Genomic DNA, 14411 nt, shown 5'->3' with positions numbered 1-14411 from the left:
GTTATAATAACATGTAAGCGCTAACATGTCAAGTAGGAAATGACGCTTTAAGCAAAAAGTTTTTGCCAAATTTTTCGCCGAAACCGTCATTCTTCACCTGCCTATCAGTCAATCATCAAACTCATCAATACGCCGTCGATAAAATTTCCATCGATCAGCATGGCACGCGGCATCACTGCTTCTTGTTGGTAACCCATTTTTTCATAGAGATGGATGGCCCGTTCGTTTTCGCCGTGGACCGTAAGCTCCAAACGGCGAATCACGCCGCTCTCGATTGCCCAGGTTTCGATTTCTTCCATCAGGACTGAACCGATTCCGAATCCCCAATAATCCTTCTCGACGGTGATACCGACTTCACCTATATGTCTAAGTTTCGGTTTATCCACTGCCCCGACGGACGCCAAACCAATCAATTGCTTGTTGTTTATCGTCGCAATCAGCATCACGTTGTTGTCTTTCTCCATCAAATCTTCCAAATATAATTCTTCGAAGGCTTCGGACAATTCCAAGCCTTCAGCCCCGTAAGCCAAATAAGGCGTTTCGGCACCGGTTTTTCTGCTGAAAGCAATGATGTCCTTTGCATCGGCAGGGATGGCTTCCCGGATCATGATTTCGACTTTCTCTCTTTTGCGCATGCTATTGTCCTTCTTTCGTGAGTATTCCCTGTAGTGTTTCGACCAAAGCGTCATAACGTTCGCCGGTCGGTAGAAAAGTGATTTCCCGATTTTCATAAAATTCCCCCGCAGGGACCAAGCGGATCGTCAAATATTCATCCGGCAATTCTTCTTCGATGAACTTTGCCCATTCGATAACGGAAACGCCATTCCCGTAGAGATATTCTTCGAAACCCAGATCATCGCCGCCGACATCCTCCAAACGATAGACGTCCATATGGTACAGCGGCAGCCTGCCTTTTGTGTACTCTCTGATCAAAGTATACGTGGGGCTTTTTATGACTGTTTCAATGCCCAGACCCTTCGCCAGTCCTTTTGTAAAAGTGGTTTTGCCGGCACCTAAATTTCCCTCAAGGAGGATGACATCTTTCGGTTCCAATAGCTGCGCCAGTTGCGCGGCTATCCCCATCGTTTCTTCTTCATTCTTTGCCTGTAAGGTGAACATTCTGAATCTGCCTCCATCTTCACCAATTTATTTTATTCCATTCCTTATTATAGGAACATTCACTCCGGAATGCACCTTTTTTCTGCGGATAACCCATTTTAAGGCATAACAAAAAAATGGAAAGCCCGATGTGATCCAGGCTTTCCATTTTTTCATTAATCAAGTAATGTTTGGTTTGCTGTGATGATGGCTGTTTTGTAGACATCTTCTTCGTTACATCCGCGTGATAAATCGGAAATTGGTTTGTTCAAGCCTTGCAAGATTGGACCAACTGCTTCGAACCCGCCGAAACGTTGTGCGATCTTGTAGCCGATGTTTCCTGATTGGATTTCAGGGAAAATGAATACTTTAGCTTTACCTGCTACAGTTGAGCCAGGAGCTTTTTGTTTAGCGACTATTTCAGAAAAAGCAGCATCGAATTGCAATTCGCCGTCAATGTTGTATTGAGGAGCCAATTCTTTTGCGATTCTGGTAGCTTCCACGACTTTGTCGACTTCTGGTGATGCTGCTGAACCTTTTGTTGAAAAGCTCATCAAAGCAACGATTGGTTGGATTTCGAACATTTCAGCAGTTTTAGCACTTTCGACAGCAATTTCAGCCAATTCTTGAGCGCCAGGATTGATGTTGATTGCGCAGTCCGCAAACAGGAATCTTTCAGTACCACGGATCATGATGAAAGCACCGCTTGTGCGGCTTACACCTGGTTTTGTTTTGATGATTTGAAGTGCAGGACGGACAGTATCGCCTGTAGAGTGAACAGCACCGCTCACTAAACCATCAGCTAAGCCCATGTATACCAGCATTGTTCCGAAATAATTCTCATCCAACAACAATTGTCTCGCTTGTTCTTCAGTGACTTTACCGTTACGGCGAGCGACGAAAGATGCAACCATTTCATCGAGTTCAGCATAATCAGCTGGGTCGATGATTTGGATACCACTTAGTCTAAAACCGCGGCCTTTTGCAGCTTCTTTGACTGCATCCACATTTCCGATAACGATGGGTTCCACTAAATCTTCCGCTTTAAGACGTACGACTGCCCCTAAAATTCTTGGTTCTAAGCCTTCCGGGAAAACGATTTTTATTTTTTTTCCTACGATTTTTTGGCTTAAGCCTTCAAACATGTCCAAAAAAAATCCCTCCAGATTCGATTTATAATACTCAACTATCATACAGCAAACGAGAATAAAAAAACAGTCATTTATGGAAATTACTGTTACAATTTCATATTTTCTCATCAAACTGTCATATCTCCTTCAATTTTGGCGCGGGCATTTTTTTTGCAATCCTTTACATTGTTGTTTATACTATGTTTTAGCACCTATAAGTAGCATAACCAAAGGAGTCCTTCAATATGTCCATTTATGAATATTCAGCAATTAAAACAGATCAGTCATCTGTATCACTGGAACAGTACAAAGGAAAAGTCATCTGCATCGTAAATACAGCTTCGAAGTGCGGTTTGGTGGGCCAATTGGATGAACTGGAGGAACTTTACGAAAATTACAAAGACAAGGATTTCATCATCCTGGGATTCCCGTCCAACCAATTCAATAACCAAGAACCATTGAACGGTGCCGAGGCTGCTGAATTCTGCCGACTCAATTACGGCGTCACTTTCCCGATGTTCGATAAGATCGAAGTGAACGGAGACAATGCGGATCCGCTCTACAAATATTTGGTCGAACAGACTGGAGGCGGCGCCATCAAGTGGAATTTCACAAAATTCCTGATTGGCCGAGAAGGCGAAATCATCAAACGTTTCGCCCCGATCACCTCACCAAAAAAAATGACCAAGCTGATCGAAAGCGCCTTGGAGCAACCAGTAAACAGTAACGAATAGACCAAAAAAAGACATACCCACCAATTTCAGTGGCTATGTCTTTTCTTTTGCTTCAGTTTCATTTTTCTGTGTAGAACTCTTGCAAAAGCTTGCTCATCTCTTGGTAACGTGGGAACATCGCTGCATAGACAGACTTGCTGTCTTCATTCGGTTGATGTTCAATCGAGGCGCCCATCATTTCTTCTGCGTCATCCACTGATTCCACCAATCCCAAGCTCTTCAGCGTAATCAAAGCGGCTCCTGTACAAGAACTTTCGAATGTTTCCGGGAATTCGATCGGCATGCCGATGACATCCGTCAAGATTTGACGCCAAACCTGGGCACGCGAAAAGCCTCCGCTGGCCATTATTTTTGTTGGCTCGCCGTTCATCGGGATGACTGCCGCAAGCACATCCTTCAGATTCAGGCAGATGCCCTCCAAAACGGAGCGCAAAAAATGTTCTTTCGTATGCAGCATGTTGATGCCGCTGAAATTCCCTCTGGCATCCGCATTCCATAACGGCGCCCGTTCTCCATTCAAATACGGATGGAAAACCAACCCATCCGCTCCCGGCGCAACATTTGCGATTATCTCCATCGCTTTGTCATAGAGATCTTCATCAGCAATGTTCATAGGCATAAATTGTTTGATGGCCCAGTCAAAGATGTTTCCGCCATTGTTGACGGCTCCACCGTTCACATAATGGTTTTCGTCCAAGATATAACTGAAGGTCCGTCCTTCCGGGCTTACATAAGGTTTGTCGCTCGTCATCCGAACCGCACCACTCGTACCGATTGTGATTGTCGCCGTACCCGCGCGAATCGCTCCCATACCCAAATTGGCTAAGCAACCGTCATTTCCTCCAACAATAAAAGGAGTATCTGCAGCAAGCCCCAGCAAATCCGCCACTTCTTCCGAGAGTCCGCTTAGTTGATGACTAGGACTTACCGGCAACGGCAGCATTTGACTCGTGATGCCGCAGAATTCCAGAATTTCCTCATCCCAGCGGAATTCCCGGATATTGAACAACCCGGTAGCCGATGCAACGGAATAATCCACAATGAATTCGCCGAAAAGGCGCCAAAGAATGTATTCCTTGATTCCGATGAACCAGCGCGCTGCTTGGAACAACTCGGGGTTTTCCGCCCTCAGCCAGAGAATCTTGTTCAATGGGGACATTGGGTGCAATGGTGTACCTGTTTTTTCATAAAAACGCTGGCCCACTTCGGAATGTTTCAGCATGCTTGCGTATTTTTTGGAACGATTATCGGCCCAGGTAATGCTCCTCGTCAACGGCATTCCTTCCGCATCCATGAGAATCAAGCTGTGCATTGCACTCGAAAAGCCGATGCCGGCAATATCCGTTGGGCCCAGTTCCGCCTTCGCTATGACTGCTTTTATCGTTTTCAATACGGCAGAAAAAATCTCATCCAAGTCTTGTTCCGCCATTTCGGGATTCTCTTTAATCAATGGATAATGCGCATACGCTGATTCATAAGCAGAGCCATCCGTTTCGTACAGTACGGCTTTTGTGCTTGTGGTACCGACATCCACTCCCATGACATATCGTGCTGCCAAATTAATAACCACCAATCCAAAAAAAATTTAACTTATTTTCACGACCTTCATCATTATAGCAAAATTCCACTAGTATGGGGGCAAATTTTTTGATAACCTTTTTTATTTTGCCTTCCATCGTTTACATTTTCTTAACGCAAACTTTTCTTGATATCCATCGCTGTTTGCTATACTGATGACATCTATACACGAGGGGGAATGATTTTGGGATACTATGATCAACATATGCACACGCAATTTTCGCCCGATTCTGCTGAATCATTTGAAAATTATCTCGAGCAAACAGACGGTCTTCTTGTCACAACCGAGCACCTGGATTTTCATGATGCCTACAACGGCGGGGAGGATACCGTCTTGGATTATGCAGCCTACAGCGATAAAATAGACGCACTGAACATGATCCATGGCGGGCGCATCCGCCGCGGGATCGAAGTCGGCTACACACCGGAGGCCCACACGCAGATTGTGTCCTATCTGGAAGGTAAAACGTTTGATGTCATCCTGTTGAGCGTCCATCAAAATGGTCATTATGATTACTTGCAGCCGATCATCGACGAAATGGATCCTAAAGTGGTCATGCGGGAATATTTCGGACTCTGCACGGAAGCCGTTCGCAAAGTGGATGGCGCAAATGTCTTCGCGCACTTTGATTACGGAATCCGCCGTCTGCCGGTCACGCTAGACGACTTGCAGGAATTTGAGCCTCACCTGACGGAACTGCTCAATGCAATCCTGGCGAAAGAAATGGCGCTAGAATTGAATACCCGCAGTATGTATGAATACCAAAATGCAGACTTGTACCGCTACATGATCGGCCTCTATCTTGAAATGGGCGGAACCCGCTTCAGTCTTGGTTCGGATGCGCACAGCATCCAAAAGTACCGTTACCATTTTGACGATGCCATCGCCCTGTTGCGCGAGTTCGGAGTAACAGGATTGACTCAATTCAAAGACCGTGTTGCTTACATTGAGCCTATCTGAACCTGTTGCACCCTAAATTTTATTAAGGGAGGAACAGCATGACCTATCCTAAAGAAAATTACAAGGAAATCTGCCTTGTTTTCGCTCGCCTGGGTCTGTTCGCCTTCGGAGGTCCGGCTGCGCACATCGCCATGATGGAAGAGGAACTGGTGACGAAGCGTAACTGGCTCACAAAAACGGATTTCATGGACCTGATTGGATTCACGAATCTGATTCCTGGACCGAATTCGACAGAGCTGGCCATTGCTTTGGGCTACAAACGCGGTGGGAAAATCGGGCTGTTTTTGGCGGGCATCTGCTTCATTTTCCCTGCCATGACGATTGTCCTTTTGCTGGCCATGTTCTACAAGCAGTACGGCGAAGTGCCGCTCATCGAAGCAATCTTCACCGGCATCAAACCGGTCATCGTGGCGGTCATAATCCAGGCGCTTTTCCGTTTGGGACAGACAACGCTCAAGGATACCAATTCGCTGCTGCTGTTCCTGGGCGCCTACCTGTTATCGCTGATGGGCGTCGGAGAAATCACGATCCTCCTACTGAGCGGATTGATGATGCTGCTGACGCGGCAGCTGTCCAAATGGCGCTCGCGTCATCTGGCGATCGAGCCGATGTCGCTCACGCTGTTGTTTCTGACTTTTTTGAGAATCGGATCGGTCTTGTACGGAAGCGGCTATGTGCTGTTGGCTTTTCTGCAGGCTGAATTCATCGACCGCTACGCTGCATTGACCAGCACCCAGTTGCTGGATGCTGTCGCAATCGGCCAATTCACCCCAGGCCCGGTCTTCACGACGGCGACTTTTGTGGGTTATATGATCCAAGGCGTACCGGGTGCCTTATTGGCGACGGTCGGCATCTTTTTGCCGTCCTTCCTGCTTATTTTGCTGTTGCACCCCTTGTTCAACAAACTGCGTTCATCCAAAATATTCGCGAGCATTTTGGACGGGATCACGGTCGCTTCGCTGGCATTGATGGCTTCAATCTCCTGGCAACTAGGCATGGCCACCTTTGTTTCGTGGTTCAGCGTCCTCATCTTTGCCATCAGTTTCCTCGGCCTTATCAAATTCAAGGTGAGCTCTTCCTATTTGATCATCATGGGCGGTTTCATCGGGTGGCTGTTTACAACGTTTTGAACGCAGCACCCACACAAAAAGATCCCTCTCCACTGCCTTTTTCCCGGCCGTGAAGAGGGTCTTTTCAAAACTCTAAAATATTTCGCTTTTCTACTTTAAGAAAGACCTGTTCGCCTTTACCAAGCAGATTGAAGGTACGGTACAGATGATCCGCACGCAGCGCGACACCTTGATCCGTTTCGATCACATATGACAAGATATTCCCGCTGATTGTTTCATCGACCACTTTCCCCTTGAAATACAGATGTTCCTCCGTCTCAGTCTGAGGTTCCTTGAAATACTCGATGGCCTCCGGACGGATAGCGATTTGGTTTGCCTGCGTTTTTAGCTGGGTCAATTTTTCGAAGTCCACGCTATTCAAAAGATTGTAGTTTCCGATGAATGAAGCTACGAAATGCGTTTCGGGATGCGTATATATTTCGGTCGGTGTACCCGACTGCTCGATTTTTCCGGAAGCCATGACATGGATGACGTCCGACATCAGCATCGCTTCATCCTGATCATGCGTGACAAAGATCGTTGTGATATGCAAAGCCTTTTGGATACGTCTGATCTGCTTTTGGAGATTCTTCCGCAATAATGCATCGATAGCCGACAGCGGCTCATCCAGCAACAATACTTTTGGCTCGGTCACGATGGCGCGGGCCAAGGCTACCCGCTGCTTTTGACCGCCGGATAATTGTGTCGGATAATGATTTTCTTTTCCGGATAGGTCCACGAGCTCAATGATGCGGGCGACTTTTTCATTGATGACACTATGGTTCATTTTCTGCATCTTCAAACCGAATGCGATATTTTCCGCTACATTCATGTTGGGGAACAACGAGTATTGTTGAAAAACCATCCCGATATTCCGTTTTCCCGGCGGCAAATCCGTTACATCCTGGCCGTTGATGTGAATGCTCCCCCCATCGATACTTTCAAATCCAGCGAGCGAACGCAGCAAAGTTGATTTTCCGCAACCGGATGGCCCCAGTAAAGTGACCAAATCGCCTTCGTTCACCTGCAGATTGAGATCTTTCAACACTAAATTTTCACCGTCATATGATTTTCTGATATTTCTGAATTCTATATACGCCATTATTTCTCCTCTATACTTAACAAAAAGTGAAGCTGTCATTCCATTTTTGTATTAGTTTTTGCTTTTTTGTTCTCTTTCGACCCCAGATAACCCGCCAAGTTCGTCAAAATCAGCATGATGCAGAAGATGACCACAGAAATTGCGCTAGCTGCATGCCCGGACACACTTCTGGTTTTATCCAGGAAGATGCTGGTTGTTTCATAGTAGCTTCCTGCAATGATATTCACCAATACAAAATCGCTGAAGAGAATGCCTATCGAGAGCAGAATCGTCGCGACCAACCCTTTCAATACGCTGGGTACGATGATCCGGAAATAGGCATAAAGCTTACTGGCGCCCAGCGTTTCAGCAGCCTCCAAAATTGGCATGACTTCCAGCGTAGTCAAAGCATTTTTGATGCCTTGGTACATGTAGGGCAGGATCACGATCCCGTAGGCACAGCTCAGTAAAAAAATGCGATTGGACAAAAAGGTGCTGGAAGAGGCATAAAGCGAAATGATCGAGACAGCAAGGATAACGCCTTGAATGCCGTAAGGGATTTTTGACAACAGGTCCAAATATTTATCACCTTTTGGGTAATGAATCTGCACGACATACATCGCCAACAAAAGGAGCACCAACAGAACAAGCGTCGGTATGACCGCAATCAGTAGTGACCTGCCTATCGCGCTTGCCATCCCGCCTGCCCCCGCAAAAATGCCGGCATAGAAATCAAAAGTGAATCCTTCCGGAATGATATTACTCAAATCCCTAAACATAGAATTCAACAGCGTCACAAACAGCGGCAGCAGCAATATCACGGAAAGGATAACGATGATGAATGAAGAAATGGGATTGCTTCGTTTCCTCATTTTTACACACCCTTTCTGAATTTCTTTAACAGGCTGTTGCTTAAGACTGTCATCGTGCTCATCAATACGAGCATCACGATTGACAAGGCACTTCCTAGCTCTACTTGTTGGACGACATCACCCGTAAACATGGAGGAAATCCGGATCGGCAATAAAGCATAATTGTTCCCGAGCAGGGCATAGGGTGTCGCATAGGCTGCCAGCGCATTTGAAAAGAGAACGGAAAAGGTTCCGAAAATGCTGGGCAATATCAATGGGAGACCAATTTTTGACCAGAATTGCCAAGACGTCGCGTTCATAAGACTTGCTGCTTCCTTGTATTCGGCCTTGATGCCATCAAATGAGGGATAGAGCAACAAGGTAGCCAATGGAATCTGGAAGTAGATGAAAGTGATCAGGATTCCCGATGTCGTATACAAATCGTAGCTGTTCAATCCAGCCAAGCTCCATCTTTCCCCAAATGTTGTCAGGATACCTGAATTGCCCAGCAATAGAATGAAGGCAAAAGCCAACACGATGCCTTGGAAGTTTGAGGTCATATTCAATGTCGTGATGTAAAACTTCTTCATTCCAGGGCCCGCAGAATGGATGGCATAGGCACCAAGGAGCGCAATCGCAATCCCGATGAATGCGGACAGCAAGGAAACGAATAAGCTGTTCTGGATTGACATCACGTAATAATCACTGTTAAAAATGGTCGTAAAATTAGCAAGCGTAAGGCTGCCTGTTCCGGGTTCCAAGAAACTGTTGATGAAGATATTGGCTAAGGGCATCAATTCGAAGAGGAGGATCAACAGCGCGAACGGCAACAATAGTATAAGGAACTTGCGTTTTTCATTCTGCAGCATCGTCGGAACCTCTTTTCATAAGGATTCCCTGAACCGCCTGCATGCGATCCCCAGCCGGAATGCCCAATAGTTTGCATAAAAATGGCGCGATTTCCAGCTGAGGCACAACGGCTCCTTCTTTGCGGAAGTCCTTGATGATCACTTTGCCCGAAAACAAATAAAGCGGAACTAGCCGATCTTCATTTGAAATGCCATTATGGGTATGATAGTCATTCATTCCATGGTCGGAAGTGACCACAATCTGATAGTCTTCGCTCATCCATCTCCAGATATACTGGGAAAGTTCAGCATCAACGCGGACGGTCGCTTGTACATACTCTTTACTGCCGGCACCGAATTTATGGCCCGCATCATCGATGTTCATCGAATGAATCAGCGTATAATCCGTCGCCTTCTTCCTGATCAAGTAATCGCCATCTGCAATCAGATGACTGTCCGGGTAATAATCTTCATGATAAAAAATGCCATGCTCGATGAGAGCATTCGTATCCAACTGGATTCTATCCTCCATCATTTGAAATGGCGCATAATTGTAGAGCTCGCTCACCCAGTAGTAACTGGCCGCCCCGGTCTTGAGTCCATTTTCCTTTGCAATCTCAAAAATGCTCCGTTCTTTGGAACGGCGGACTGTCCGATTCGAGGTGATGCCGTTCTCGGCAGCCGGTACTCCCGTCTGCAAAACTTCATACAACGGCCTTGATTGTGCAGGCATCTCCGATTTGACGGTATAAGCCGCCATTATCCCTTTTTCGACCAGATGCTCCAAGAAGCCCATATGGTTATGAGCTGTCTTGGCATTCAATCCGTCCAATACTACAAAAATCACTTTATCCACTATATTTAACCTCAATTATTTTACTTTCGTCAATACTTCTTCTTGCCATCTCTGACCAAGACCAGCTGCAGCCTCTTCCCATGCATCGTAATCGGAAACCGGTTGCGCCTCAACATACTGCTCTTCCGGAAGCAAGATATCCTGCACTTCTTGCGGCAATTCGACATTTTCGCGGATAGGACGTGCATATCCTTTTGCCAAATTGATCTGACCTTCATCGGAAAGGATGTACTCGCGGGCTAATGCTGCCGCATGCGGGTTAGGAGCTGTCGCGTTGATGACTGTTGCGTACCCGCTTTGGATCGTTCCATCCTGTGGAATGGTCACTTCAAAGCTAGCATTCGGATTCGTTTCAGCAACTTGATTCGCATAATTCAGTGCGTTGAAGTCCCAGAACAAGCCGACTTCGATTTCGCCTGATTCCAAACGCGCCAATGACGTATCGCCCAAGTCCAATCTGCCTTGTTCAGCCAGTTGTGCAAAGAAGGCAATACCGGGATCCAAATTGGTTTCGTCTCCGCCATTTGCGATGGCTGCAGCCAATACCGCATTTTGTGCTTGTGTAGCGGCATTTACGTCACCGATCGTAACTTTATAATCGCCTGCCAGGATATCGGCAAAGCTGGTCGGGGCATCCGTTACTTTTTCGGAATTGGTGATGAAAGACAACGTTCCGTAATAACCCACAATCCAATCGCCATCATCATCCTTGGCCCACTCCGGGATATCATCCCAGTACGAAGTTTTGTAAGCCAGAGTCAACCCGTCTGCTTCTGCAACAGGCCCGAATGATTGGCCGACATCGCCGATATCCTTGGTTGGGTTGTTCTGTTCTGCTTTGAATAAAGCCAATTCTTCTGCTGAACTCATATCGGTATCTGCATGCGTCAAGCTATATGTCGTTTCGAGTTCTTCCCAAGTCTCTCCCCAGTTCGCCCATGTATCCGGCATCCCTACTGATTCCACATGGCCTTCTTCTTTGGCTTGTGTTTCAATTTCACTCAATGACAATGCGTTCAGATCGACTCCTGCCTCAGTAGTCGTCGCTGCTTCTGTTCCGCACGCACTCAAAATTAGGACACTGCTTAAGGCCAAACTTGCAAACAATCTTTTGTTGGACAATCTCATTTTATTCTCTCCTTATTTGTGAACAATGGTTTCATTGTTTTTCATTACGTATTTGACTACAAATTAATACTAACAAATGGTTGTAAAGAACAGTTTGATTCGTTGTTAACCTTTTGTAAACGGCAATGAAACCATGCGGCTACTGCATTCTCGAAGAATAAATTTGCGAAAGCAAAGAGGCTGCCTCAAATGGTATGCCACCCGTCAATAGGACAGTAAAATATTTAAACAGTTTTACAGACTGCTCCCCGTAATGTGGGGGCAGTTTTTTTGCATATATATATCTGCCGCGCTTACGCTTGGCGGCCCACACGTTTTATGAGCGAAGCACAACCCGCTCCCCTCACAAAACGTGAGGGGTCATTAGGCTGCCTCGAAATACTGGTCATGGAACTCCATCGGAGTCATGATATGCAGCTTTCTTTGAATGCGTCTATTATTGTAATATTCCATATAGTTGTGAATCATATCAATCAAAGAGGAACGACTCGTAAATTTGCGACGGTAATATTTTTCACGCTTGATGAGCGCCCAAAACCCTTCCATAGGGCCATTGTCAATACAACGAGCGACACGGGACATGCTTTGTATCATACCAGCCTCGCTTAAACGCGCACAGAATTGCTTACTTGTATATTGAAATCCGCGGTCACTGTGGAACAACGGCTGAGCTTCTGGCTCATTTTGTATGGCTGCATCAAAAGTCTGGAGGACTAGCGGCATATCGTTTTGATCACTGATTATGTATGCGACAATTCGACGGTCATAAAGATCCAAAATGGCACTCAAATATACTTTCTTGATTGCCGGTCCTTCGTAATACTTGAATTCGGTCACATCGGTCAACCATTTTTCATTTGGTGCGTCTGCACGAAAGTTCCGGTTGAGGCGATTTTCGGCGATATGATACGGATTCTGTGCACCTTTGGTGATGCTATTCGCACGATGTTTGATTCGGGATTGGATTTGTTGACTACGGCATAACCGAAGGGCGCGGTTGTCACTGATGATCATGCCATGGGTATATTCCAACTCATCGCGTATCCGACGATGACCCATATCGTCATGTTCTTCATGGATCTGTTTTGCCACTTCAGCGATTTGGTTGTTGCGAATTTCCCTTGGACTTTGTGGTTGCTCAAGCCAGCGGTAATAAGCGGAGCGTGTCACATGTAAGATTTCGCACATAACTTGCACCGGATAACCTTTTTCTGTATGGAATTGCTTGATGGTTTCGTACTCAGCTTGTTTTCTTATTTCGCTCAACGATTCCTCCTTTCTAATTCTTGGAATTTTTTTGTTACATCAAGTTCCATTTTTAGACGTTGATTTTCGCGTTTTAAACGTGCTAATTCGTCTTGAAGTAATTCCTCGGGAGTCCGGCTGGGCATTGTCCCTTTCCTGCGCCCACGGCGGTCTTCCAACCCTGCTTCTCCCAATTCCGCATATCTCTTTACCCATTGATAGACGTTTTGATAGGAGACTTGATATTTTATAGCCATAGCACCATAATCTTTTCCATTCTCTAAACAGTCCAACACAATTTTTAAACGCTCATCTATGGTTGTTATCCGACCTTTGCTCATAGTACTTCCTCCACTGGTTGTTTTGAAGTCTTTATGAGTATTATAATCCTTTAGCCAGTTCTGCAGTGGCGTTTTGCTCCGCAAACCATATTTTTTGGCGATTTCAATCATGCTGCCCAGGCCGTTCAGATAGTCCGTGACGGCTGCCAACTTTAACTCCTTGGAGTAATGACTGTTCTTCTTTACCGGTAAAAGGGCCGATGGACCGCCGTTCTCATAAAGTCTAATCCAATTGCGAATGGTCTCTTGAGATACTCCAGCGTTCTGTGCTGCCCTTGATATACCGATTTCATTTCTCACATATTGCTCGACAATGTTGACTCTGTTTTCGACAGATAATTTCATAGCTCTTTTAGACATAGAAAAAACCCCCATATAAGACTTGAAATAATTCAATGTCCTATATAGAGGTAGCATATCAAAAAGAGACAGCCCCTTACTTCTATGTGTTAGTCAATCCATTTGATGTAATCTTCGTCTTCCATCGCCTCGACGGCACCCAACAGGTAGCCGTTCCCGACTTGCGAGAAGAAGTCGTGGTTGCTGGTGCCGGTCGAGATGCCGTTCATGACGATCGGATTCACATCATCGGCCGTGTCCGGGAACAACGGATCGAAGCCCAAATTCTGCAATGCTTTGTTCGCGTTGTAGCGGATGAACACTTTGACGCGCTCCGTCCAGCCCAACTCGTCGTAGATGTATTGCGTGTATTTCACTTCATTGTTGTACAGTTCATACGTCAGCATATAGACCCAGTTCTTCATTTCTTCCTGTTCCGCTTCGGACAGTTGATTGTACGCGATCTGGAATTTGTAGCCGATATACGTGCCGTGGACCGATTCGTCGCGTAGGATCAGTTTTATGATTTCCGCCACGTTCGGCAATTTGTTGTTGCCAAGATACCAAAGCGGTGCGTAGAATCCGGAATAGAAAAGGAAGGACTCCAGCAAGACGCTGGCGGCTTTCTTTTCAAGCTGATTCCCAGTCTTGTAGATATCGTTGATCAGACTGGCTTTGCGCTGGATGAATTCGTTGCTGTTAGTCCAATTGAAGATATCCTCGATTTCAGCCTTCGTGTTCAACGTGCTGAAAATCGATGAGTAGCTTTTCGCGTGCACCGATTCCATAAACTGGATATTGTTCAGTACCGCTTCCTCGTGTTGTGTGCGCATATCTTCCTTCATGGCTGCGATGCCGTCCTGCGATTGCAGCGTGTCCAGAAGCGTCAATCCGCCGAACACTTTTCCCAGCATATCCTGCTCGGGTTTGCTGAGGGTGCGCCAATCGTCCAAATCATTGGACAACGGGATCCGCGTATCCAGCCAAAATTGTTCCGTCAGTTTTTCCCATGTCAACTTGTCCAGCATGTCTTCGATGCTGTTCCAGTTGATTGCTATATAAGGCTTATTTGCCATCCTTCATTCCTCCGTTAGACTTTCCGATTATTGCAT

At 46.1% G+C, this 14411-nt stretch carries 15 protein-coding genes; 3 read left to right on the top strand and 12 right to left on the bottom strand.

What is annotated here, in order from left to right; translation table 11 throughout:
• Positions 1–104 precede the first annotated feature (104 nt).
• The 3 genes from AC0J5I_RS08980 to pta form a co-directional block, all read right to left on the bottom strand.
• Positions 105–635 carry an N-acetyltransferase family protein gene (locus AC0J5I_RS08980; protein WP_475299490.1) on the bottom strand — a complete coding sequence of 177 codons (531 nt, stop codon included), beginning with the start codon at positions 633–635 and terminating at the stop codon, positions 105–107.
• 1 nt (position 636) lies between these two features.
• Positions 637–1119, bottom strand: coding sequence for a tRNA (adenosine(37)-N6)-threonylcarbamoyltransferase complex ATPase subunit type 1 TsaE (tsaE, locus tag AC0J5I_RS08975; protein ID WP_475299489.1), 483 nt, complete (start codon positions 1117–1119; stop codon positions 637–639).
• 155 nt (positions 1120–1274) lie between these two features.
• Positions 1275–2249 (bottom strand): phosphate acetyltransferase, encoded by a 975-nt coding sequence (gene pta / locus AC0J5I_RS08970; protein WP_475299488.1) that lies wholly within the window; start codon positions 2247–2249, stop codon positions 1275–1277.
• Positions 2250–2473: 224 nt separating this feature from the next.
• Between pta and AC0J5I_RS08965 the strand changes: the two genes are divergently transcribed.
• Positions 2474–2962 (top strand): glutathione peroxidase, encoded by a 489-nt coding sequence (locus AC0J5I_RS08965; RefSeq protein ID WP_475299487.1) that lies wholly within the window; start codon positions 2474–2476, stop codon positions 2960–2962.
• 58 nt (positions 2963–3020) lie between these two features.
• Here the strand turns inward: AC0J5I_RS08965 and AC0J5I_RS08960 are convergent, their stop codons facing one another.
• Positions 3021–4520 (bottom strand): gluconokinase, encoded by a 1500-nt coding sequence (locus AC0J5I_RS08960; protein ID WP_475299486.1) that lies wholly within the window; start codon positions 4518–4520, stop codon positions 3021–3023.
• 204 nt (positions 4521–4724) lie between these two features.
• On the opposite strand from AC0J5I_RS08960, the gene AC0J5I_RS08955 reads away from it, so the two are divergent.
• Positions 4725–5501 (top strand): PHP domain-containing protein, encoded by a 777-nt coding sequence (locus AC0J5I_RS08955; RefSeq protein ID WP_475299485.1) that lies wholly within the window; start codon positions 4725–4727, stop codon positions 5499–5501.
• A gap of 38 nt (positions 5502–5539) precedes the next feature.
• Positions 5540–6631 (top strand): chromate transporter, encoded by a 1092-nt coding sequence (locus AC0J5I_RS08950; RefSeq protein ID WP_475299484.1) that lies wholly within the window; start codon positions 5540–5542, stop codon positions 6629–6631.
• A gap of 64 nt (positions 6632–6695) precedes the next feature.
• On the opposite strand, the gene AC0J5I_RS08945 is transcribed toward AC0J5I_RS08950, so the two are convergent.
• From AC0J5I_RS08945 to nrdF, 8 genes are all read right to left on the bottom strand, one after another.
• Complete coding sequence (locus AC0J5I_RS08945) at positions 6696–7712, bottom strand: ABC transporter ATP-binding protein (protein WP_475299483.1); 1017 nt, start codon at positions 7710–7712, stop codon at positions 6696–6698.
• A 35-nt stretch (positions 7713–7747) separates the two neighbouring features.
• On the bottom strand, positions 7748–8563 hold the full coding sequence (locus tag AC0J5I_RS08940; protein ID WP_475299482.1) for an ABC transporter permease: 816 nt from the start codon (positions 8561–8563) through the stop codon (positions 7748–7750).
• A gap of 2 nt (positions 8564–8565) precedes the next feature.
• The gene (locus AC0J5I_RS08935; RefSeq protein WP_475299481.1) at positions 8566–9411 is read right to left on the bottom strand and encodes an ABC transporter permease; all 846 of its coding nucleotides are present in this window, start codon (positions 9409–9411) and stop codon (positions 8566–8568) included.
• Positions 9398–10246 (bottom strand): alkaline phosphatase family protein, encoded by an 849-nt coding sequence (locus AC0J5I_RS08930; RefSeq protein ID WP_475299480.1) that lies wholly within the window; start codon positions 10244–10246, stop codon positions 9398–9400. The genes AC0J5I_RS08935 and AC0J5I_RS08930 overlap by 14 nt, the downstream gene beginning before the upstream one ends.
• A gap of 15 nt (positions 10247–10261) precedes the next feature.
• Positions 10262–11374: an ABC transporter substrate-binding protein gene (locus AC0J5I_RS08925; RefSeq protein WP_475299479.1), complete on the bottom strand. Its 1113-nt coding sequence runs from the start codon at positions 11372–11374 to the stop codon at positions 10262–10264.
• Positions 11375–11737: 363 nt separating this feature from the next.
• On the bottom strand, positions 11738–12640 hold the full coding sequence (locus AC0J5I_RS08920) for an IS3 family transposase (RefSeq protein WP_475299478.1): 903 nt from the start codon (positions 12638–12640) through the stop codon (positions 11738–11740).
• Positions 12637–13320, bottom strand: coding sequence for a helix-turn-helix domain containing protein (locus tag AC0J5I_RS08915; protein WP_475299477.1), 684 nt, complete (start codon positions 13318–13320; stop codon positions 12637–12639). The genes AC0J5I_RS08920 and AC0J5I_RS08915 overlap by 4 nt, the downstream gene beginning before the upstream one ends.
• Positions 13321–13409: 89 nt before the next feature.
• Complete coding sequence (nrdF, locus tag AC0J5I_RS08910) at positions 13410–14375, bottom strand: class 1b ribonucleoside-diphosphate reductase subunit beta (protein ID WP_475299476.1); 966 nt, start codon at positions 14373–14375, stop codon at positions 13410–13412.
• Positions 14376–14411: the final 36 nt, after the last annotated feature.

This window comes from Trichococcus sp. TS_SC_9, assembly GCF_056156325.1.
Note: the sequence above shows the minus strand (reverse complement) of the source record. Positions and strands in the feature narration are given on the sequence as shown.